Consider the following 22,457-nt stretch of genomic DNA (forward strand, 5'->3'; position numbering starts at 1 on the left):
AAGCATGCTCATTCTAAAGGTTGCGTTCTAATAGTGAGTTGCTTATGATAAATGAACAGAAGAGAATATTTTTTAGAATTAAAGGAGACGTTTATGCAAAAGTTTGAACAAGCTGTTTCATATATTGAAAATGGTGAAGCGGAAAAAGGATTACAATTATTAAAAGAACAATTAAAAATTGCAAATGATGAAGAGAAGTATGATATCGCTCGTTACTATCATACACTTGGATTTACAGATGAGGCATTAGCGATTACTGAAGACTTACGTTTACTGTATCCGGAAGAAAGTGAATTCACTGTATTTTTAGCAGAATTATATATTGATCTAGATAAAGAAGATGAAGCGATTGAAGTACTTCATGATATTCCAGAAAATGACGATTTATATGTTCAATCTTTATTACTTGTTGCAGATTTATTCCAAATGCAAGGTTTTGATGATGTAGCAGAGCAAAAACTATTAAAGGCGAAAGAAATGATGCCTGATGAACCTGTTATTACGTTTGGGTTAGCAGAATTATATAGTAGTAAAGGTGAAGAACAAAAGGCAATTACTTATTATGAATCGCTATTAGCTGAACATAAAGTAATGGGTGGTGTTGTGATCGCACTTCGCCTTGCAGAAACGTTAAGTGCGATTGGAAACTGGGAAGAGGCGATTTCTTATTATGAAGCAGGCCTAGAGGAACAAAAAGATATTCACTCATTATTTGGATATGCCTTCACATTATACCAAGGTGAAGAATATCAGAGAGCAATCGGTGCTTGGCAAGAACTAAAAGAATTAGACCCTGAGTACGCATCACTGTACATGTATTTAGCGAAAAGCTATGAAAAAGAAGGAATGCTTCAAGAAAGCTATGAAACGCTTCATGAAGGAATTAAAGTAGATGAGCTTTCAGTTCCGTTTTATGTAGAGTTAGCGAACATTGCGGCGAAATTAGGAAAAATAGTAGAAGCAGAGGAAGTTCTTCAAAAAGCACTTGAGTTAGACCCAGGGCATTTAGGCGCAACATTAAAATATGCGTATATCTTAAAAGGACAAGAAAAGTACGAAGAGTTAATTGCAATTGTAGAGCGTGCTATTGATAGTGGAGAACCAGATACACAACTACTTTGGGACCTTGCGTATGCAAAAAAACAATTAGAAATGTATTCGGATGCATTAAAACACTATGAAAGTGCATATACTTCTTTTAAGAATCATCCAGACTTCTTAGAAGAATACGGTTATTTCTTATTGGAAGAAGGAAAGCGAAAAGAGGCGAAAGAAGTATTTACCCAGTTATTACAACTAGACCCGACACAAATTCATATTGAAGAGTTGTTATATAATTTAGAGGATTTTTCATAAGTTGGAAGGAAACTGAATGCCGCTTCTTGAATCTAAAAAGAAAAGAGAAAGACAGAGGAGGGACTTAATTGCTATGAATACCCCTGTTTCTGTAAACGAGAAGAAGGATTTTGTAAAATGGTTTTTGAATAATTACCAACTGAAACAGCGTGAATGTGTATGGATTCTGAATTATTTAATGAGTCACGACCAATTGATGCATAAAGTCCACTTCGTAGAGCATGCAAAATATTGTCCGCGTGGCTTAGTGATGTCAGCGAATTGTGTGAAAGACACACCGTTTCACTTTTTTAAACAAAATGTTATGACAACAGATGCTGAAAAATCGTTTCATGATATTCGTTTAAATCGAGATGAGGATATTTATATTCAACTCAACTTTAAATCATCGTTTCAAAATGCGAATTATGTAGCTGTATTAGAAGAAAACCCATATCTACCAAAGCATATTGAAGTAAATGAAAAAGATCGTTTACTTGCAGAAAGGTTTTTGGAAGAAAGTGTATTTTCATTTAGGAGAGAACGCCTTTTGAAACAAATTGATGAAGCGTTAGATAAGCAAGATAAGGAAGCGTTTCATAGATTAACGGCCGAGTTAAAGACTTTATAGAATTTATTTGGATTAATAAATTTTTACAAATTTCAGACTTTCACCAAGAAAAACTACCTATATTGGGTAGTTTTTCTTTTTTTACCTCTTTTAGTATGGTTTAATATATATAAAGTGAAAGTTCTGTCATTTGCAAGTGAAGGAGGGAAGGAATTTGAAGTGGAGTGTAAAAGATGTGGAACAGTTTGAACAAGCAAGAGAGTATGTTGATACAGGAGTAATACCGCTTTTATCAATTTCGGCAGCACAAGAAATGAAAATGGTTGTAGAACAAGGTGAATTTATCGAATTGTTGAGCACGGAATTGGAAAGAGAGTATAAAGGAAGAGTGCTTTTACTACCTGCGTTTACGTATTTGGTAGAAAGTCAAAAGAATGAAAAAGGTCGTTTGCAAGAATGGACAAATCATTTACGAAGCGAAGGTTTTAAGCATATTGCTTATGTTACAAGTGATTTTTCATGGAAAGAGGATATGCAAGAGTTACAGGGAGATTTATTTTGGTTTCCTTCATTAGCATTAGAACAATTTAGTGATCAAGCAAAAAGAGAAGTTATTCATGCGCATATAAAAAATATAATGGTGATGTTGGAAGAGAAGTGGGGAAACTCGTAATAAACAGAAAGTTCTTATTATTATGAGTAGTATGATATTGACCTGTGCATGAGCGTATTATATCATGATAGTGTCCTAGTTTTTATTTTTTATATAATTTATCACGAGGGGACAATTTCTGATAGAGGGGGGAAATTTTCGTGAGCGAGAAAGAACATCGCGTGTCAAGAAGACAATTTTTAAATTACACACTCACAGGGGTAGGAGGCTTTATGGCTGCCGGTATTTTAATGCCGATGACGCGATTTGCGCTTGATCCGGTGTTAAGAAAAGAAGCCGGAACAGATATGGTTGCTGTTGCGCAAGTAAAGGATATTACAACAGAGCCGAAGCGTTTCGATTTTAAAGTGAAACAGGTTGATGGTTGGTACAAGTCTGAAGAACCAAAATCGGCGTGGGTTCATAAAGATGAAAGCGGAGACATTGTTGCGTTCTCTCCAGTATGTAAACATTTAGGATGTACAGTTAACTGGAATTCGGACAAAGCACATCCGAATCAATTCTTTTGTCCATGTCACGGGGGTCGTTATACAAAAGATGGGATGAACATTAAAGGTACGCCACCCCTTGCTCCGCTGGATGTGTACGAGTCTAAAGTGAAAGATGGAACGCTGTATCTAGGAAAAGCGAAGCCAAGAGGGGGTGCAAAGTAGATGTTAAATAAAATTTATGATTGGGTAGATGAAAGATTAGATATTACACCGATATGGCGTGATATCGCTGATCATGAAGTACCTGAACATGTAAACCCGGCACATCACTTTTCTGCATTCGTCTATTGCTTTGGAGGACTTACCTTTTTCGTTACTGTAATTCAAATTTTATCTGGAATGTTTTTGACGATGTATTATGTGCCTGATATTAAAAATGCTTGGGAATCAGTTTACTATTTACAAAATGAAGTTGCTTATGGGCAAATTGTTCGTGGTATGCACCACTGGGGTGCTAGTCTCGTAATTGTAATGATGTTTTTACATACACTCAGAGTTTTCTTCCAAGGTGCGTATAAAAAGCCCCGTGAGTTAAACTGGATTGTTGGTGTTCTTATTTTCTTTGTTATGTTAGGTCTTGGTTTTACCGGATATTTATTACCGTGGGATATGAAAGCTTTATTTGCTACAAAAGTAGGGATTCAAATTGCAGAGCAAACACCGCTCATTGGTCCTTATATTAAAACATTACTCGCTGGTCATTCCGAAATTGTTGGCGCTCAAACATTAACTCGCTTCTTTGCTATTCACGTCTTCTTCTTACCAGCAGCACTTCTAGGTTTAATGGCCTTCCACTTCATCATGATTCGCAAACAAGGTATTTCCGGTCCACTATAAGAGATTGCTAAATTAAAGGGGAAAGAACTAAAGGAGGGAGATTATGCATCGCGGCAAAGGGATGAAGTTTGTAGGAGATTCTCGGGTACCGGTAGCTCGGAAACCAAATATTCCAAAAGACTATTCTGAATACCCAGGGAAAACAGAAGCATTTTGGCCGAACTTCTTGTTAAAAGAATGGATGGTTGGTGCAGTTTTTTTAATCGGTTATTTATGTTTAACAGTGGCGCATCCGTCGCCGCTTGAGAGAATGGCGGATCCAACAGATGCTGGATATATACCACTTCCAGATTGGTATTTCTTATTCTTGTATCAGTTATTAAAGTATTCTTATGCTTCCGGTTCATTTACTGTAATTGGAGCGTTTATTATGCCAGGGATTGCGTTTGGTGCATTACTGTTAGCTCCATTTCTTGATCGAGGTCCAGAAAGACGTCCATTGAAGCGTCCTGTAGCAACTGGATTTATGCTTTTAGCAATTGCATCGATTATCTTTTTAACTTGGGAATCTGTAGCACACCACGACTGGGAAGCTGCAAAGAAACAAGGAGCAATTGTAAAAACCGCGCCAGTTGATAAAAATGATGATGGCTATAAATTAATGCAAAAAAATACTTGTTTAACATGTCATGGTGACAACTTACAGGGCGGGGCGGCAGCACCAGCACTGCAAAACTTAACTTTAAAGCCAGAAGAAATTGCTAAAATTGCGAAAGATGGAAAAGGTTCCATGCCTAAAGGTGTATTTAAAGGTACAGATGAGGAACTGAAGAAGCTTTCGGAATTCGTTGCAAAGTATAATAAAAAATAATAAAAAGCTGACTACAAAATTTGTAGTCAGCTTTTCTATTTAGTTGGATGAAGTTTGTTATAATAGAGTAGGATTTAGTGAATGAATTACTTTGCTTGAAAGGTGTTGGACATACAGATTGGTGTACTTGTATGCAATGTTAAGACAACGCTCGGTATTATTATTTTTATTGGTTGTTAACATATTAGGTACAATTTACGGGTTTATATGGTACGGAAATCAACTGAAAGAAACGTCACCTATATTTTGGCCGTTTGTACCAGATAGTCCTATGGCGAGTCTCTTTTTTGTCTTTGTTTTAATTGCTTTTTTGACAAAGAGAAACTGGGGATTAATAGAAGCGCTAGCGATTGTTACTTTAATAAAATATGGTATTTGGGCTGTTGTTGTAAATGCGATTATGATTTACGTAAAAGGTCCTATTGGCCTTATGGGCTACATGTTAATGCTTTCGCACTTTGCGATGGCAGTGCAAGGTGTTTTATATGCTCCATTTTACCGTATAAAAAAATGGCATTTTATAGTAGCGGGTGTATGGACGTTGCATAACGATGCAATTGATTATTTATTTTGGCAAATGCCACGATATGGAATTATGCATTTGTTTGTAGAGGAAATTGGTTATTTTACGTTTTGGTTAAGCGTTGCTGTACTATGTATTACATATTATTGTTGCTTACGTGAGCACAGGAAACAATTTTCTTTATGATGGTTAGAACATTTAGGGGGAGAACATGGAGAAAAATAAGAGTGGTACAAAAATATTGGATCGATTGATTACTTTAGTTGTTTCATATAGCATAGCATTTTCTATTTTTGCACTCGCAACAACGGCAGTTGTGTATGGAAAATGGCTGTATTATTTTGAAATTGATTTTTTAAATATTCCTGATTTAGCGGATATGACGAAGGATGAAATTAAAAGAAATTACGATGTGCTTATTACATATTTATCCCCGTTTTATGACGGAGCATTACATTTGCCAACATTAGATATGTCTACAAATGGCCGTATTCATTTTGTAGATGTTAAAAATATTTTAGTAAAGATTCAATATGTGATGTATGCGACAATTATGATTGCAGTGATAGGGGGAATTTATTTATTAAAAAAGAAAAATGAAAAGTTTTTACTGCACGGATCAATTTTAACAATCATTTTTCCGATAGCGCTTATGTTACCAATCGCTATTAATTTTGAAAAGAGCTTTGTATTATTCCATAAGCTTTTATTCAGTAATGATTATTGGATGTTTGATATTGAAACGGATCCAGTTATATTAATGCTACCAGAGGAGTTCTTTATGCATGCTGCGTGTGCTATTTTATTATTCATTTTAGGTGGTAGTATACTTTGTTATAGCTTATATAGATATTTCGTAAAAAAGAAAAGGATGTCAAAGAAAAAATTCTCTGCTTAAAGAGAATTTTTTCTTTGTAAAACGATAATATATTTTTCGGTTCAGTTCTGTTCTATTCTTGTCCCAATTAACATATTTTGTACTAGTAGTTATAGGGGGGACCGGGATGAAGAGAACATTAATTGGATTGATAGCATTTCTAATTATAATGTTTCCGTTACGTATATATGCTGAAGAGTGGAATGAGCTAACAGGGTTGTTAGACGACTCGTTACAGTTAGTGAAGCGTAATGAAGATGAAAAAGCGGTACAAGTATTACAACTTTTCTCAGAGCAATTTTTAATGAAGGGGAATGAAAAGATGCATGAAGTAACACCAGATCAAGTTAGAGTTATTTCTTTAGCTTACGACAAGGCGCAGCAATCGCTCTCTGAAGAAGGTTTAGGTAAGCAAGCTAAAATGGATAATGTGTTGGCATTACAACTTGCTGTTGATGCACAAGTATCGAAATATCAACCACTTTGGATGGAAAGAGAAAGGAAAGTAATGGATGCCTTTTCTCAAATGGAAAAAGCGATGGAAAAAGAAGATGCTGGGCAGTTTCAACAAACATTAAATACATTTTTAAATGAATTCAATATTATTTATCCAAGTTTAATGATTGCTTTGCCAGAAAACGAGGTACAGCGTGTAAATGTTCATTTATCTTATTTGGATGAATTTCGTAACGTTATGTTAAAAACGAAAGGTGGCCAAATGCAATTAGGGATTATTAAAGGGGATTTGCAAAAGATATTTCACACAGTAAAAAAGGATGAAATTGCACCTTCTCTCATTTGGTTTATGACAATTACTGGGGGACTTATTTTATTCACATTAACTTATGTTGGATGGAGAAAGTATAAAGGAGAGAGAGAAAAAAGAAAAAGTAATGTGCATTCTAAAAATAGATAATGTAATAAGTAAAGATATGGATTGTAAGGTTTATTCATTGACAATAGTGGCAGAAGAAAATAGAATGAGAAGTACTATAATTAAAACTTCAATGGAGGTTCATGATGTTTTATTTAATTTACTTCGCGATCATAATGATCATACCGTTGTATGCACAGTCAAGAGTACGAAGTGCCTATAGCAAGTATTCACAAGTTTATTCAACATCAGGTATGACAGGAGCGGAAGTGGCTCGAAAAATTTTAGATGAAAATGGATTATACAATGTAGCTGTGGAAGAAACACCAGGTCATTTATCAGACCATTATGATCCAACGGCCAAGACGGTTCGATTATCAACAGATAACTATTATGGACATTCAGTTGCTGGTACAGCAGTGGCAGCACATGAAGTAGGACACGCAATTCAAGATGCGCAAGATTATAACTTTATGCGTATTCGTCATTCGTTAGTTCCTGTGGCGAATTTTGGATCGAATATATCATGGGTATTTATTATGATTGGTATATTTGCGACAATGTCGAAACTATTGTTATTAGGAATTATTTTAATGGCTGCAGGTGTTGTGTTCCAACTTGTTACATTACCAGTTGAGTTCGATGCTTCAAAGCGTGCAATGCAACAAATTGAAGCGTTAGGTATCGTATCAACAGATGAATATGGCCAAGCTCGTAAAGTATTAAATGCAGCAGCATTAACATATGTAGCAGCTGCAGCTGTAGCGGTATTTGAATTATTACGTCTCGTATTAATGTATACTGGTATGCAGCGTAGCGACGACTAAAGACTATCAATTTTGATAGTCTTTTTTTGTTGTGTGGATTGAATTATATAATGTATTACAAATAGAAATAATAGAAGTAATGCGGAAAGGCGGTGGGGGAAATGAAATATCCAGACCATTTAGTAAAACAAGTGAAAGAGCGTAGTGCTCCTTATCAACTAGAAGGTTTTTTAAGTGGACAAGGTCCTGAAAATCCCAAATTTATGTTGTTAGGAGAAGCGCCTGGTGAAACAGAAATTCATAATGGGATTCCGTTTAGCGGGAGGTCGGGAAAACAATTAATGGGTTTTTTAGAGCGTATTCACGTTACGAGGGAAGAAGTATATATTACGAGCGCTGTTCGGAGTAGACCTTATAAATGGCGAGAGAAAAAAGAACGAAATGGTGAAAGCATACAAAAAAAGTATAATAGAACGCCAAATCAAGGAGAAATAGTTGCCCATGCGCCTTTGTTAGATTATGAATTAGAGAAAATAAATCCGAGGCTTATCGTCACACTTGGAAATATTGGTCTTCAACGTTTAACAGGAAAAAATAAAAAAATCACAGATGTACACGGGCAATTATTAAAACAGCCCATTCAAAAATTAAAGGATATGCAAAGTGCAGAGTTTACATGGTCAGAGAATGAATATCATGTTTTTCCAACTTTTCATCCAGCTTCCATTTTTTATAATCGGAGTTTATTGGAGCTTATTTATGAGGATTTGGAGAAGCTTAAAAGACTTGTAATAAAAAACTAGAAAAGCTAAGGCGCTTTTCTAGTTACATTTAATTATGTAAAGGGTTTTTATTTTCATCTAACGTAAATCCTTCACCAACTACATCATGTACATCACTTACAGCGACAAATGCATGAGGATCTACTGAAGTAATAATATTCTTTAATTTCACGATTTCATTTTTAGCAACAACGCAATACAGTACGTTACGTTCCACTTTTGTATACGATCCAACAGCCTTTAAAAAGGTTGCTCCGCGCTCCATTTCAGATAAAATTTTGGCAGCAATTTCATCGTTTTTCTCTGAGATAATAGTCGCTCCTTTGGCGGCATAGGCTCCTTCTTGCATAAAATCAATGACTTTAGCCCCGATAAAAACAGCAACTAACGTATACATACCCTCGCGGTATGATAAATAGGTAAGAATAGAGACGACGATAACGACAGCATCGAACATAAACATCGTTTTACCCATACTCCAGCCAACATATTTGTGAGCTAGTCGTGCGATAATATCTACACCGCCAGTAGTCCCGCCATATTTAAATATTATCCCAAGACCGATACCGATAAATGCCCCGGCGAATAAAGCTGCGAGTGTCATATCATTTTGCAAGTTTAAATGTAAGTTGAGCACTTCGTAACGCTGGAAAATCCATAGAAATAAAGATACGCTAAATGTGCCGATTAATGTATATAAAAATGTCGTTCTGCCAAGTAACCTCCAACCAATAAAAAATATAGGGATATTTAAAATTAAGTTTGAGTAGGAAGGATCAAACTTAAATAAAAAATACAATAATAGTGTAATACCAGTAAACCCACCTTCTGCAAGGTGGTTTTCAATATTGATATTGACAATACCGAAAGAAAATATAGCGGAACCGATTAAAATAAAAATAATATTTCGCATCTTCAATTTTGATGTCATATAGAAATCCCCCTAATTATGTAATGATTACATTGCTCCGCTGAAACGGTAAAACATAATAATAAGTAATTTCTAGTTGCTAGTGAAAATAGTAAGAACTCGATTAGTATGGGCTAATCTTTTGCAAAAAGCGCAAAAGAAAGTTTCACTTTACCCCGTTCCAACGGCTGGTAGGAGACAAAGCTCTGAAGAAAGGCGAACCAGCCGTAGGAACCCGATTGGTTCAACTAATCTTTTGCAAAAAGCGCAAAAGAAAGTTTCACTTTATTATAGTCTATCCAAAAAAGGGTCGCAAATAGGTGTTTGGCGGGGAATAATATTTGTCAAATCGCGATGAATTGGCTAACATGAAAGAGGAAGGATTAGAGGTGAATAGTATGGAAGCAAAAACGATGAAAGATATGCAGAAAGAAGTAGATGCATATATTGGTCAGTTTAAAGAAGGTTATTTCAGTCCGCTTGCAATGATGGCTCGTTTAACGGAAGAAATGGGAGAGCTTGCGAGAGAGGTAAATCATTATTATGGTGAGAAACCGAAGAAAACAACTGAAAAAGAAAGAAGTATTGAAGAAGAGCTTGGAGATGTATTATTTGTTATGATTTGTATGGCAAATAGTTTAAATATTGATTTAGAGACAGCACATAACATTGTAATGAATAAATTTAATACACGTGATAAAGATCGCTGGACACGTATTGATGAGGGAGAGAAAGAATAATGAAAGAAATTAAAGTAATTATCGCCGGACCAAGAGGACGTATGGGACATGAAGCAGTCCTTCTTATGGAAAGAACGGAACATTTTAATTTAGTAGCAGCAGTGGATTATAAGCATGGTGGTGAGAAGATTTCTGATTTACCTGGCATGCCAGCATTACATGCACCGATTTACGCTGATTTACATACTTGTTTAGATGAAGTAGAAGCAGATGTGTTGTTAGATTTAACAACACCAGAAGTTGGGAAACAACACGTTACACTTGCAGTTGAGCGTGGACTTCGTTCTGTTATTGGTACAACTGGATTTACAGAAGAAGAATTGGCACGTTTAACAGAGAATGCAAAAGAAAAAGCAGTAGGAACAATTATTGCTCCAAACTTTGCAATTGGTGCAGTTCTTATGATGAAATTCTCACAAATGGCAGCGAAATATTTCCAAGATGTTGAGGTAATTGAATTACATCATGATCAAAAATTAGACGCACCATCTGGTACAGCTGTAAAAACGGTAGAATTAATTCGTCAAAATCGTGAATCAAAGCAGCAAGGTCATCCAAATGAAGTAGAGCAACTAGCAGGTGCACGTGGTGCAAATGTAGACGGTATTCACATTCATAGTGTACGTTTGCCAGGGCTTATTGCACACCAAGAAGTAATGTTTGGTGGAGATGGACAAATGTTAACAGTTCGTCATGATTCATTCAATCGTGCATCATTTATGTCAGGTGTAAAACTATCAATTGAGACAGTAATGAACCTTGATCATCTTGTGTACGGTTTAGAAAATATTATCGACTAAAGGGGAGACAACGGATGAAAATTGCCTTAATCGCACATGACAAAAAGAAAAATGATATGGTTTCGTTTGCATACGCATATAAACCAATTTTTGAGCAACATGAATTATTTGCAACAGGAACGACAGGGCTTCGTATTATGGAAGCGACTGGATTAGTTGTAACAAGATATCAATCTGGCCCTCTTGGTGGAGATCAAGAAATTGGTGCAATGATTGCAAAAAACGATTTAGATATGGTGATTTTCTTCCGCGATCCATTAACAGCACAGCCGCATGAACCGGATGTGAATGCATTGCTTCGTTTATGTGATGTATATGCGATTCCACTTGCAACGAATATGGCAAGTGCTGAAATGTTGATGCACGCATTAGAGCGAGGAGATTTAGATTATCGTAAGTTAAGAAAATGAGGGGAACAATTATGAGTGGATTACATATATTAGTGTTTGGTGCTCATGCCGATGATGTTGAAATCGGCATGGCTGGTACCATCGCTAAATATACAAAGCAAGGGTATGAAGTAGGTATTTGTGATTTAACAGAAGCTGATCTTTCTTCCAATGGAACGATAGAGTTGAGAAAAGAAGAAGCAGAGGTCGCAGCTCGTATAATGGGAGTAAAAACGAGGCTGAATTTAGCGATGCCAGACCGTGGTTTGTATATGAAAGAAGAGTATATACGTGAAATTGTCAAGGTGATCCGTACATATAAACCAAAACTAGTTTTTGCGCCATACTATGAAGATCGTCATCCAGATCATGCAAATTGTGCAAAGCTTGTGGAAGAGGCTATTTTTTCAGCAGGAATCCGTAAATATATGCCGGAACTTTCACCACATCGTGTGGAGTCTTTTTATAATTATATGATTAATGGTTTTCATAAACCGAATTTTTGTATAGATATAAGTGAGTACCTCTCTATAAAGGTGGAAGCATTAGAAGCATATGAAAGTCAATTTTCAACAGGAAGTGATGGTGTTAAGACACCGTTAACAGAAGGATACGTTGAAACTGTGATTGCTCGTGAGAAGATGTTTGGAAAAGAAGTTGGAGTCTTGTATGCCGAGGGATTTATGAGTAAGAAACCGGTTTTATTACATGCTGATTTATTAGGGGGATGTAAATGAAATTAAAAATAGGTATTACATGTTATCCTTCTGTAGGTGGTTCTGGAGTTGTTGGAACAGAATTAGGAAAGCAATTGGCGGAACGCGGGCATGAAATTCACTTTATTACATCGGGTTTACCATTCCGGTTAAATAAAGTATATCCAAACATATATTTTCATGAAGTGACGGTAAGCCAGTACTCTGTATTTCAATATCCACCATACGATTTAGCGTTAGCAAGTAAAATGGCAGAGGTTGCACAAAGAGAAAACTTAGACATTTTACATGTGCATTACGCAATACCACATGCAATTTGTGCATATTTAGCAAAACAAATGATCGGAGAGCGTATTAAAATTGTTACAACCTTGCATGGAACAGATATTACTGTGTTAGGTTCCGACCCTTCGTTAAATAATTTAATTCGTTTTGGTATTGAGCAATCGGATGTTGTTACTGCTGTCTCGCATTCATTAATTAACGAAACGCATGAGCTTGTAAAACCAAGTAAAGAAATTCAAACGGTATATAACTTTATAGACGAACGTGTATATTTCAAACGTAATATGTCTCAATTAAAGAAAGAATACGGTATAAGTGAGAGTGAAAAAGTACTTATTCATATTTCGAATTTCCGTAAAGTGAAACGTGTGCAGGATGTTGTTGAGGCATTTGCTAAAATTGTTAAAGAAGTAGATGCGAAGTTGCTTCTTGTTGGAGACGGACCAGAATTCTGTACGATTTTACAGATAGTGAAGAATTTACATATTGAAGATCGTGTTTTATTCCTAGGGAAGCAAGATAATGTTGCAGAACTACTTGCGATGAGTGATTTAATGTTGCTTCTATCAGAGAAGGAAAGTTTTGGTCTTGTTTTATTAGAAGCAATGGCGTGTGGTGTACCTTGTATCGGAACACGGGTTGGAGGTATTCCAGAGGTTATTCAACACGGGGAAACAGGATATTTATGTGAAGTTGGCGATACAACAGGAGTGGCAAATCAAGCTACTCAGCTATTAAAGGACGAGGAACTTCACCGTAATATGGCAGAACGAGCAAGAGAAAGTGTTTATGAGCAATTTCGCTCAGAAAAAATTGTTTCACAATATGAAACGATTTACTATGACGTACTAAGGGATGACAAAAATGGAAAGATTTAAAAAAGCTAGTTCTATTATTGAGACATTAAAACAACAAGGACATGAGGCTTACTTTGTTGGTGGGAGCGTGCGAGATCTTATTATCGATAGGCCGATTGGAGATATTGATATTGCGACATCTGCTTTACCAGAAGAAGTGATGGCTATATTCCCAAGAAATGTTCCTGTTGGTCTTGAGCATGGAACTGTAATTGTTTTAGAAAATGGTGAGCCTTATGAGGTAACTACTTTTCGAACAGAAAGCGAATATGAAGATTTTCGAAGACCTAGTAGTGTTCAATTTGTTCGTTCATTAGAAGAGGATTTAAAACGTCGTGATTTCACGATGAATGCAATTGCTATGACAGAAGAAGGCGAAATGGTTGATTTATTTGCTGGACAGGAAGCCATTCAACAGAGAGAAATTGTGACAGTTGGAAATGCTGCGGATCGTTTTCAAGAAGATGCCCTGCGAATGATGCGTGGTATTCGGTTTGTAAGCGCGTTAGGTTTTTCATTAGAAACGAAAACGAAGCAAGCGATTGAAACGTATGGACATTTGCTAGAACATATAGCAATTGAGCGCATTACAGTAGAGTTTGAGAAATTGTTAACTGGTACATATTGTGTGAAAGGTCTCAAAGAATTAGTAGAGACGAAGCTATTTTCTCATTTGCCGTATTTACAAATGTCAGAAGAGAGACTGTTAAAAGCTACGCAGTATAAATGGGATTCTTTCGAAACGGATATTGAGGCGTGGGCATTTTTCTTATATTGTATCGGAGAAGAACATCCATCTGTCTTTCTACGTCAATGGAAGTTTTCGAATAAAAAAATAAAAGATATTGTTGCAGTTTTATTGGCAATCCGTACTAGAAAGGAGAAGGATTGGGATACAGTCCTTCTTTATAAAACGGGAATTTATATCGCTGAAATGGCAGAGAGAGTATATGAAGCGATGATTGAAAGCTATGATCCTACATCTGTTAAACGAGTACAATCAATGTTTCATGCATTGCCAATCCAGGGTCGTCAAGAAATGAATGTGACTGGTAATGATTTATTAAACTGGGCAAACAAAAAGCCTGGTCCGTGGGTTGCTGACATGCTTCAGAAAATCGAGGAAGCAATTGTAAAAGGAAACGTAGTTAATGAGAAAGAGCGTATAAGGGAGTGGCTGCAAGGATGCAATCTACTATAAGAAAGCAGTTATTACAAGTTTTTTCTGAAGCGGATGGCGAGTTTGTATCCGGCCAAACGATTAGTGATAAACTTGGTTGTTCAAGAACTGCTGTGTGGAAACATATGGAAGATCTCCGGAGTGAGGGATATGAACTTGAAGCTGTGCGCCGATTAGGTTACCGAATTGCAAGTAAGCCAGACAAAGTGACTGCTAATGAAATTCAGTTAGGGCTACAAACGAAGCGAATTGGTAGAACAGTGTATTTTGAAGAAACTGTTGAATCAACGCAGCACATTGCAGCAAAACTTGCTTATGAAGGTGCAGAAGAAGGAACTATCGTTGTAGCAGAAGAACAAACAGCGGGAAGAGGTCGTTTAAGCAGAAAATGGCATTCACCAAAAGGAACAGGAATTTGGATGAGTATTATTTTACGCCCATCGATTCCAGTTCATCATGCACCGCAACTTACTTTGTTAGCGGCTGTTAGTGTTGCACAGGCAATTGAAAAATGTACAGGTGTAGACGTGGGAATAAAATGGCCAAATGACATTTTAATTCAAGGTAAAAAGGTTGTAGGTATATTAACAGAAATGCAAGCGGATCCTGATAAAATTAATGCTGTCATTATGGGCATCGGTATTAATGCGAATCAAAAGCAAGAACATTTTGATGAAGAAATTCAGCACATTGCTACTTCATTAGCGATTGAATCAGGTAAGCCGATTGTTCGTGCAGAACTTATGCAACAAATCTATTTACAACTAGAAAAATTATATGAAGAGTATTTACAAAATGGTTTCTCTGTCATTAAAATTCTTTGGGAAAGTTACGCTGTGAGCATCGGGAAAGAAATTACCGCTCGAACGATGAGAGAGACGATTACGGGGTTAGCAAAAGGAATCACAGAGGATGGTGTATTACTTCTGGAGGATCATGAGGGGAAAGTACATCATATTCATTCTGCAGATATCGAAATTAAGTAAAAGAAGTTCCTCTTTTGGAACTTCTTTTTATTTCAATATTTTTGAGTTAAATTTGTAACATGATAATAAATCCTTTTCATATTTAAAGTTCATTTCAAGATATCTTCCGTCTAGTTGGTCTGGCATGTTATTTGACGATTACTTTGCCTTCCATTCCTTTAAGGAGATGGTATCGACATATTAATTCATATGTACCAGTATTTTTAGGTTTCACGGTAATATTCTTTTCTTTTCCTGACTCAACTACGACGTCAATGCCGAGTTTTTTCACTGTAAAGGTGTGCTCGTTTTTACCTTTATTTTTCAATAGTAATGTTGTTGATCCTTCAAGCGGAATCGTGATGACATTTGGATTAAAGTAATCATCATTTAGTTCAACCTCAATCACGTTCGTTACATCGGTGGGTTGTGTTACGACATTAACTGAGGCAAATACATGAAAGGATCCTAAAGACATCCACCATACAATCATTACAAGCAAACTGCTGAATCGAAATAACCACCTGTTCATAGACATCTGCAATTCTCCTTTGTTAAGTACTTTTCCTCAATTAACCTGCATCATTAGTTTAAGAGTTATACAGTTAAATTGATTACAGAAGAAATTAACTTGGACTTTTTTAACATGCGCTGAAAAAACATGTATCTTTTCAGGATTGAATTATCTATAAAAACTTTATCCCGCTATTTACTGGGCAATAAGACCTCCACCTCAAAATTCAGCGGAAGCAAAGAAGTTAGGTGGGAATCTGGCTGATTAAAGTTTCACTTTCTAGCATATATACTCTCTTATTAAATTTCATATACCGTAATAAGAATAAAAAATTATTTTTTCAAAAAAATGTAGTAATTCCCTTTTGTAGTTTGCTATAATTAGTTCGAATGTGGGCAGTATCAGAGCGAACTGCACCATGATTCGAAGTAATACGAAAAATAATAACTTGGATTCTGCCTTGATCCAATAACGGACTGGGACAGAGGGATGAATAATGCCGACTAACACACAACCCTTCTGCCCTTTTATGGCCAGAGGGGTTTTTTATATGATTGCGGCCATCTCCTCTCTCCTGTATAAAGGAGGAGTAGTTTTTGAAAACAAAAACAGATTTTTTGAAGATGAAAGAGCAAGGTGAGCCGATTACAATGCTAACGGCGTATGATTATCCATCTGCTAAATTAGCAGAAGAAGCTGAAGTTGATATGATTTTAGTTGGAGATTCTCTTGGAATGGTTGTACTCGGATACGATTCAACAGTACCTGTAACAGTAGAGGATATGATTCATCATACGAAAGCTGTACGCCGCGGAGCGAAAGAGACGTTTATTGTAACTGATATGCCATTTATGTCGTATCACGTATCATTACAAGAAACGATGGTGAATGCACGCCGCATCGTTCAAGAGAGCGGGGCGCATGCACTGAAGGTAGAAGGTGCTGGAGAAGTTATATCAACGATTCAATATTTGACGAACGCAGGAATTCCTGTTGTAGCGCATTTAGGTTTAACCCCTCAATCTGTAGGAGTATTGGGTGGATATAAAGTGCAAGGAAAAGATGCGGAGAGTGCAAAGAAATTAATAGAAGATGCAAAGAAATGTGAAGAAGCTGGTGCAATAGCGCTTGTGTTAGAATGTGTACCAATGCAGTTAGCAGAACTTATTTCAGAGCAACTAACAATACCGACAATTGGGATTGGTGCAGGACAAAAAGTAGATGGGCAAGTGCTTGTTTATCATGATCTTATCTCATACGGCGTGAATCGTGTGCCGAAATTTGTGAAGCAATATACATCTGTTCAAGAGGAGATTGTGCGTGGGATTTCACAATATGTTACTGAAGTAAAGACAAGGCAATTTCCTGAAGAAAAACATTCGTTCACAATGAAAGAGGAAGAATGCTTAGCGTTATACGGAGGAAAACAATAATGAAAATCGTAACTACAGTGCAAGAGATGCAGCAAATTACAAACGAACTTCGTGCAAGTGGAAAGAGTATTGGTTTTGTTCCAACGATGGGTTATTTACATGAAGGGCATGCTACCTTATTACGTAAGGCAAGAGAAGAAAATGAAATTGTAGTTTTAAGTGTATTTGTAAACCCGCTGCAATTTGGCCCAAATGAAGATTTAGATCGATATCCTCGTGATATTAATAGAGATGAAAATGTAGCAAAAGAAAACGGTGTAGATTATTTATTTTATCCGAGTGTAGAAGAAATGTATCCAGCAGAACAAACAACAACAGTAGAAGTTGTGAAGCGCACGGACGTATTATGCGGTCAACAAAGACCTGGTCATTTTGCTGGTGTTGCAACTGTACTAATGAAACTATTTAATATTACGCTGCCAACGCGTGCTTATTTCGGTATGAAAGATGCTCAACAAGTTGCAGTAATTGAAGGATTTGTAACTGATTTCAATATTCCGGTTACAATCGTACCAGTTGATATTGTAAGGGAAGAAGATGGATTAGCGAAAAGTTCTCGTAACGTGTACCTATCACAAGATGAACGTGAAGAGGCTCTTCATTTATACCGCAGCCTATGTATAGCGAAAGAAAGAATTGAGGTAGGTGAACGTAATCCGGAAATCATTACAAATCTTGTGAAAGAGTATATTGAGACGCATACGAAAGGCACTGTAGATTATGCGGATTTATATGCATATCCGTCATTAACAATGGTAGAGAAAGTCGAAGGACGAATCATTTTAGCTATTGCAGTTAAGTTTGAAAATGTAAGATTAATTGACAATATAACATTAACGGTTAAATAAGGGGGAGCACCTATGTTTCGCACAATGATGAGAGCAAAGTTACATCGTGCAACTGTAACGGAGGCAAATTTAAATTATGTAGGTAGTATTACAATTGATGAAGATTTAATGGATGCAGTAAATATTGTAGAAAACGAAAAAGTCCAAATTGTAAATAATAATAATGGTGCTCGTTTAGAGACATACGTTATTAAAGGGGAACGCGGTAGTGGTGTTGTTTGTTTAAACGGTGCTGCGGCAAGGCTTGTACAACCAGGGGACAAAGTAATTATTATTTGTTATGGGCTAGTTACGGAAGAAGAGGTTCATAAACAAGAACCCAAAATTGCAGTACTAGACGATAATAATCAAATTATTGAAATGTTAGGTGCTGAAAAAGCGGGTACGATATTATAAGTAGAAAGGCTATCTCCATTGCGGAGATAGCTTTTTTGTGCATCTTTTCATTAAGATGAGATAAAACGTGGTATAGTAACATTATATAAATTATTGTTGTTTGAAAGGTAAGAAATTGAGGTGTTACATATATGAGTAAGCGTTATGTCGTTGTTGATTTAGAGACGACAGGGAACTCCTGGAAAGATGGGAAGGATAAAATTACCCAAATTGCAGCTGTTGTAGTAGAAGATGGAGAGATATTGGAGATTTTTTCGTCTTTTGTTAACCCAAAGAGAGAGATCCCACCATTTATTACAGAATTAACAGGGATTGATGAAAGTCTTGTAAAACAAGCCCCGTTATTTCAAGATGTAGCCCCGATGATTGTTGAGCTATTACAAGGTGCGGCTTTCGTTGCGCATAATGTTCACTTTGATTGGAATTTTTTAAATGAAGAATTAAGACAGGCTGGATATACAGAAATACATTGTCCTAAAATCGACACGGTTGAATTGGCTCAAATTCTTTTGCCGACAGCTGATAGTTATAAATTACGTGATTTAGCTAAGAAGCATGAACTAGAACATGATCAACCACATCGTGCGGATAGTGATGCTCTTGCAACAGCGGAATTATTTTTACAATTTTTAAATGAAATTGAAAAGTTACCACTTGTCACGTTGCAATCGCTTTATGAATTAAGCGATGTGTTCCAAAGTGATATAGCTGATGTGCTTTCTGAAAATATTTTAAAGAAAGTAATGAATGGTAAAGAAGATATAGCGGAGTATGAAATACATCGAAATATTGCGCTGAAAAAGCGGAACTATTCCTTAAACCTTGGAGAAACGTGTTCATCAAAGTTTGATGCTTTCTTGAATAAAACGATGGATAAATTGGAATCACATATGCCAAAGTTTGAAAGAAGAGAAAGTCAACAACTGATGATGAAAGAGATATATACGGCGTTAAGAGATTCTCGTTTTTCACTAATTGAAGCCGGTACAGGAACAGGAAAGACTCTTGCATATTTGCTTCCTAGTCTTTATTTTGCAAAGAGAAAAGAAGAACCTGTCATTATAAGTACACAAACGGTACAACTCCAACAACAAATATTAGAAAAAGAAATACCGTTATTACAAAAAATAATGCCATTTTCATTTGAGGTAGCTCTTCTTAAAGGAAGAAAGCATTATCTTTGCTTACACAAATTTGAGTATGCTTTACAAGAGGAAGAAAAAAATTATGATATGGCACTTACGAAGGCGAAGATTTTAGTTTGGCTATTGCAAACTGAAACGGGTGATCAAGACGAATTAAATATTCCTGAGGGCGGAAAGTTACTTTGGAATCGTATTTGTAGTGATGCGTATAGTCCAGGCGGTATGCAAAGTAATTGGTTTAGTCGTTGTTTTTACCAGCGAGCGAAGAATAAAGCTTTATTTGCAGATATCGTTATCACAAATCATGCGTTATTATTTCAAGATTTTTCAAGTGAAGAACCGCTGTTTGCTTCATGCGAACATATTATTTTTGATGAAGCTCACCATATTGAAGAAGCTGCGAGTAGAACATTGGGTGAACAGTTCTCTTGTATGTATTTTCAATTGGTTATATCTCGTCTTGGGACGCTAGAAACAGAAGATGTACTCTCCAAAGTATATAAAATGATGAAAAAATCAGAGCAAGCATCTCGTTCAACTTTCCGTATGATAAGTTATAGTTTGAAGGAACTTAAGTTTGATGCGGATGAACTCTTCCAAATGTTACGTACTTTTATATTTAAACAAACAAAGCAAGAACAAGGAACGAATAATATGCCGCTCATCTATAGGTATAACGCAGAACTAGAAAAAGGTAAGTTGTGGGATAGTATCGTTGAATTAACAAATCGTTTTATATATGAATTAAGAAGGGTAGTAACTGCTCTTGAGAAGCAAGTGGATATATTGCAAAGTAAGTTAGAATGGGAGATGCATGTTGTAACAGGTGAATTTATGCATTTAATTGAGTTGCTGAGAAAGATGGCAGAATCATTACAGTTACTCGTATTAGAAAAGAATTCGTATGTAACTTGGATGGAGACTGAAACGAAAGGGACGATTCATTCAACAGTTCTATATGCACAGCCTGTTCATATTGGTGAAAGATTTGCTGATGAATTCTTAACAGAAAAAAAGAGTGTTATTTTTACATCCGCAACACTAACAGTTAACGATACGTTTGATTATATAAAAGAGGAACTTGGTTTACATGATTTCGCTCCAAATACTTTAAAGGTTCCATCGCCATTTCGTTATGATGAACAAATGAAATTAATGGTTTCAACGGATGTACCTTTTATTAAGCAAGTAAGTAATGAGCGATATATTGAATCTGTATCGGAACATATTGCAAAGATAGCGAAAGCCACAAAGGGCAGAATGCTTGTTTTATTCACTTCGTATGAAATGTTAAAAGAAGCGTATGCGAATTTAAAAAATAATGATGAATTAGAGGGTTATTTATTACTCACACAAAGTGTGAATAATAGAAGTCGAAGCCGTTTAATTCGAAAGTTTCAAGAGTTCGACAAATCAATTTTATTAGGGACGAGCAGTTTCTGGGAAGGGATAGATATTCCAGGAGATGCCTTAAGTTGTCTTGTTATTGTCCGTCTACCATTTACGCCGCCTCATCAGCCGATGATGGAAGCGAAAGGTGAGTGGCTAAAAAATCAAGGTGAGGATGTATTCGCTAAATTAGCGCTGCCACAAGCAATATTACGTTTCAAACAAGGATTCGGCCGCTTAATTCGAACGAATACAGATACAGGAACGGTAGTAGTGCTAGATCGTCGTTTGACGAGTTCTTCCTATGGAAAACGATTTCTACAATCGATCCCTAACGTACCTCTTTATGAAGGACCATTAGAAGAATTATTAGTACAATTAGAAGAACCATCAAATGAATAAAAATGGAAGAAAAATACGCCTGAAGTATTTATAAACTTCAGGCGTAAAAAATGTGGGTAGGAGGAATTTTATTTTTCTTACTTCTTGTATACAAAATGTGTTGGTTTTCGACTTGAAACCTTTTTTTGCTGTACATGTCCTGCTATAATAGATGGGTGATGAAGCAGGGGTTGTAAAGAATGTACTCTTATTGTAACCGCATTGCGTTCTTCTATAATTAGAAATTTTTGTGTAACGGAGGAGTTTTTTCATGGAGAAGAAAATCGAAGTACTATCAACGACGCGTATTAAATATTCGTCTGATTTGTATAAAATTGTTGATAGTTTGAATCGTACGTTAAAAGAGCAGGACCTCATGTTCGGACTAGCATTAGACGAAAAAGATAAAGAAACAGCTGTATTTACGATTTACAGAACGTAGTGATACAATGAAAAAGTGGATCTTTGCAATCATTATTGTTATCGTTGCTAGCGGAATATATGGGGCGTATGTTTATAATAAAGCAATGGGGAAGAAAATTCCAAAAGAGTCGAAATTTGTAGAAATTGCTAAAGAAAAAGCAAAGCTTACAAAGGTGAAATCTGTTGATTATTACAACGGAAAATCTGCATATATAGTCGTGCAAGGTACAGATGAAAAGGGAGAACAACTTATCGTTTGGGTGCCGGAGAAAAAAGGGGATACTGTAGTAAGGAAAAAGAGCGAAGGTATTTCTGAAAAAGAGGCTATACAAAGAACATTAGAACAAGTCGGCAATGAAAGTAAGGAATCAAAAAGTAAGCCGAAAGAGATTATGAAAGTGAAATTAGGCTTTGAAAATGATGTACCACTATGGGAAGTTACATATATTGATGATGACAATCGTTATAGTTATTACTATCTTGAATTTAAAGATGGAAAATTTTTAAGACGATATAGCATTGAAAAATAGATGTAGGGGGAACTA

At 36.1% G+C, this 22,457-nt stretch carries 26 protein-coding genes; 24 read left to right on the plus strand and 2 right to left on the minus strand.

All coding sequences use genetic code 11. The features are described 5' to 3' along the window. Nucleotides 1-93 precede the first annotated feature (93 nt). From AC3EMB_RS07995 to AC3EMB_RS08045, 11 genes are all read left to right on the plus strand, one after another. Entirely contained in the window at nucleotides 94-1,356 is a 1,263-nt protein-coding gene (locus AC3EMB_RS07995; protein ID WP_001168673.1) for a tetratricopeptide repeat protein, read from the plus strand. 73 nt (nucleotides 1,357-1,429) lie between these two features. After that, nucleotides 1,430-1,966, plus strand: coding sequence for a ReoY family proteolytic degradation factor (locus AC3EMB_RS08000; RefSeq protein ID WP_001095925.1), 537 nt, complete (start codon nucleotides 1,430-1,432; stop codon nucleotides 1,964-1,966). Nucleotides 1,967-2,120: 154 nt separating this feature from the next. Further along, the gene (locus AC3EMB_RS08005; RefSeq protein ID WP_000872170.1) at nucleotides 2,121-2,579 is read left to right on the plus strand and encodes a YpiF family protein; all 459 of its coding nucleotides are present in this window, start codon (nucleotides 2,121-2,123) and stop codon (nucleotides 2,577-2,579) included. A gap of 140 nt (nucleotides 2,580-2,719) precedes the next feature. Further along, a complete protein-coding gene (gene qcrA, locus AC3EMB_RS08010) occupies nucleotides 2,720-3,232 on the plus strand; it encodes a menaquinol-cytochrome c reductase iron-sulfur subunit (protein ID WP_001290420.1) in 513 nt (170 codons plus the stop codon). After that, complete coding sequence (gene qcrB, locus AC3EMB_RS08015; RefSeq protein ID WP_000932700.1) at nucleotides 3,233-3,907, plus strand: menaquinol-cytochrome c reductase cytochrome b subunit; 675 nt, start codon at nucleotides 3,233-3,235, stop codon at nucleotides 3,905-3,907. 43 nt (nucleotides 3,908-3,950) lie between these two features. Continuing rightward, a complete protein-coding gene (gene qcrC / locus AC3EMB_RS08020) occupies nucleotides 3,951-4,718 on the plus strand; it encodes a menaquinol-cytochrome c reductase cytochrome b/c subunit (RefSeq protein WP_000554601.1) in 768 nt (255 codons plus the stop codon). Between the two features lie 118 nt (nucleotides 4,719-4,836). Further along, a complete protein-coding gene (gene lhaT, locus AC3EMB_RS08025) occupies nucleotides 4,837-5,427 on the plus strand; it encodes a lipoprotein heptaprenylglyceryl N-acetyltransferase LhaT (protein ID WP_000262838.1) in 591 nt (196 codons plus the stop codon). Nucleotides 5,428-5,452: 25 nt separating this feature from the next. Continuing rightward, nucleotides 5,453-6,139, plus strand: coding sequence for a lipoprotein intramolecular transacylase Lit (gene lit / locus AC3EMB_RS08030; RefSeq protein WP_000414374.1), 687 nt, complete (start codon nucleotides 5,453-5,455; stop codon nucleotides 6,137-6,139). A 106-nt stretch (nucleotides 6,140-6,245) separates the two neighbouring features. Then, nucleotides 6,246-7,034, plus strand: a complete 789-nt coding sequence (ypjB, locus tag AC3EMB_RS08035; RefSeq protein WP_488517613.1) for a sporulation protein YpjB — start codon at nucleotides 6,246-6,248, stop codon at nucleotides 7,032-7,034. A gap of 101 nt (nucleotides 7,035-7,135) precedes the next feature. Continuing rightward, complete coding sequence (locus tag AC3EMB_RS08040; protein WP_011109966.1) at nucleotides 7,136-7,819, plus strand: zinc metallopeptidase; 684 nt, start codon at nucleotides 7,136-7,138, stop codon at nucleotides 7,817-7,819. Nucleotides 7,820-7,920: 101 nt separating this feature from the next. After that, complete coding sequence (locus AC3EMB_RS08045) at nucleotides 7,921-8,562, plus strand: uracil-DNA glycosylase (RefSeq protein WP_000876861.1); 642 nt, start codon at nucleotides 7,921-7,923, stop codon at nucleotides 8,560-8,562. Nucleotides 8,563-8,590: 28 nt separating this feature from the next. Here the strand turns inward: AC3EMB_RS08045 and AC3EMB_RS08050 are convergent, their stop codons facing one another. Next, nucleotides 8,591-9,472, minus strand: a complete 882-nt coding sequence (locus AC3EMB_RS08050; RefSeq protein WP_000202121.1) for a YitT family protein — start codon at nucleotides 9,470-9,472, stop codon at nucleotides 8,591-8,593. Nucleotides 9,473-9,849: 377 nt separating this feature from the next. On the opposite strand from AC3EMB_RS08050, the gene AC3EMB_RS08055 reads away from it, so the two are divergent. Genes AC3EMB_RS08055 through AC3EMB_RS08085 form a run of 7 tightly spaced genes read left to right on the plus strand, consistent with a single transcriptional unit; the run spans nucleotide 9,850 to nucleotide 15,404 of the window. Then, nucleotides 9,850-10,191: a nucleotide pyrophosphohydrolase gene (locus AC3EMB_RS08055; RefSeq protein ID WP_002108639.1), complete on the plus strand. Its 342-nt coding sequence runs from the start codon at nucleotides 9,850-9,852 to the stop codon at nucleotides 10,189-10,191. Continuing rightward, a complete protein-coding gene (dapB, locus tag AC3EMB_RS08060) occupies nucleotides 10,191-10,991 on the plus strand; it encodes a dihydrodipicolinate reductase (RefSeq protein WP_000658810.1) in 801 nt (266 codons plus the stop codon). The genes AC3EMB_RS08055 and dapB overlap by 1 nt, the downstream gene beginning before the upstream one ends. A gap of 14 nt (nucleotides 10,992-11,005) precedes the next feature. Continuing rightward, nucleotides 11,006-11,401: a methylglyoxal synthase gene (gene mgsA / locus AC3EMB_RS08065; protein ID WP_000684765.1), complete on the plus strand. Its 396-nt coding sequence runs from the start codon at nucleotides 11,006-11,008 to the stop codon at nucleotides 11,399-11,401. A gap of 11 nt (nucleotides 11,402-11,412) precedes the next feature. Then, nucleotides 11,413-12,117 carry a bacillithiol biosynthesis deacetylase BshB1 gene (gene bshB1, locus AC3EMB_RS08070; RefSeq protein WP_088022024.1) on the plus strand — a complete coding sequence of 235 codons (705 nt, stop codon included), beginning with the start codon at nucleotides 11,413-11,415 and terminating at the stop codon, nucleotides 12,115-12,117. Continuing rightward, nucleotides 12,114-13,259, plus strand: a complete 1,146-nt coding sequence (gene bshA / locus AC3EMB_RS08075; RefSeq protein ID WP_088022023.1) for an N-acetyl-alpha-D-glucosaminyl L-malate synthase BshA — start codon at nucleotides 12,114-12,116, stop codon at nucleotides 13,257-13,259. The genes bshB1 and bshA overlap by 4 nt, the downstream gene beginning before the upstream one ends. Continuing rightward, on the plus strand, nucleotides 13,246-14,439 hold the full coding sequence (locus AC3EMB_RS08080) for a CCA tRNA nucleotidyltransferase (RefSeq protein WP_000439311.1): 1,194 nt from the start codon (nucleotides 13,246-13,248) through the stop codon (nucleotides 14,437-14,439). Before bshA ends, AC3EMB_RS08080 begins: the two co-directional genes overlap by 14 nt. Continuing rightward, nucleotides 14,424-15,404 carry a biotin--[acetyl-CoA-carboxylase] ligase gene (locus AC3EMB_RS08085; RefSeq protein ID WP_366986445.1) on the plus strand — a complete coding sequence of 327 codons (981 nt, stop codon included), beginning with the start codon at nucleotides 14,424-14,426 and terminating at the stop codon, nucleotides 15,402-15,404. Before AC3EMB_RS08080 ends, AC3EMB_RS08085 begins: the two co-directional genes overlap by 16 nt. 127 nt (nucleotides 15,405-15,531) lie before the next feature. Here the strand turns inward: AC3EMB_RS08085 and AC3EMB_RS08090 are convergent, their stop codons facing one another. Beyond that, on the minus strand, nucleotides 15,532-15,921 hold the full coding sequence (locus AC3EMB_RS08090; RefSeq protein WP_000062382.1) for a cupredoxin domain-containing protein: 390 nt from the start codon (nucleotides 15,919-15,921) through the stop codon (nucleotides 15,532-15,534). Between the two features lie 572 nt (nucleotides 15,922-16,493). Here AC3EMB_RS08090 and panB point away from each other — a divergent pair. The 6 genes from panB to AC3EMB_RS08120 all read left to right on the plus strand — a co-directional run bounded on the left by panB (nucleotide 16,494) and on the right by AC3EMB_RS08120 (nucleotide 22,442). After that, nucleotides 16,494-17,330, plus strand: a complete 837-nt coding sequence (panB, locus tag AC3EMB_RS08095) for a 3-methyl-2-oxobutanoate hydroxymethyltransferase (RefSeq protein ID WP_000851108.1) — start codon at nucleotides 16,494-16,496, stop codon at nucleotides 17,328-17,330. Then, a complete protein-coding gene (gene panC, locus AC3EMB_RS08100; protein ID WP_053564883.1) occupies nucleotides 17,330-18,178 on the plus strand; it encodes a pantoate--beta-alanine ligase in 849 nt (282 codons plus the stop codon). Before panB ends, panC begins: the two co-directional genes overlap by 1 nt. Before the next feature lie 12 nt (nucleotides 18,179-18,190). After that, nucleotides 18,191-18,574 carry an aspartate 1-decarboxylase gene (gene panD / locus AC3EMB_RS08105; protein ID WP_000490186.1) on the plus strand — a complete coding sequence of 128 codons (384 nt, stop codon included), beginning with the start codon at nucleotides 18,191-18,193 and terminating at the stop codon, nucleotides 18,572-18,574. A gap of 131 nt (nucleotides 18,575-18,705) precedes the next feature. Beyond that, nucleotides 18,706-21,510, plus strand: coding sequence for an ATP-dependent DNA helicase DinG (gene dinG, locus AC3EMB_RS08110; RefSeq protein WP_000044967.1), 2,805 nt, complete (start codon nucleotides 18,706-18,708; stop codon nucleotides 21,508-21,510). Nucleotides 21,511-21,760: 250 nt separating this feature from the next. Then, nucleotides 21,761-21,931 carry a YpmA family protein gene (locus AC3EMB_RS08115; RefSeq protein WP_000412179.1) on the plus strand — a complete coding sequence of 57 codons (171 nt, stop codon included), beginning with the start codon at nucleotides 21,761-21,763 and terminating at the stop codon, nucleotides 21,929-21,931. 7 nt (nucleotides 21,932-21,938) lie between these two features. Then, on the plus strand, nucleotides 21,939-22,442 hold the full coding sequence (locus AC3EMB_RS08120) for a cell wall elongation regulator TseB-like domain-containing protein (protein ID WP_000758740.1): 504 nt from the start codon (nucleotides 21,939-21,941) through the stop codon (nucleotides 22,440-22,442). The last annotated feature ends 15 nt before the right edge of the window (nucleotides 22,443-22,457 follow it).

Source organism: Bacillus sp. LQ16 (genome assembly GCF_057784645.1).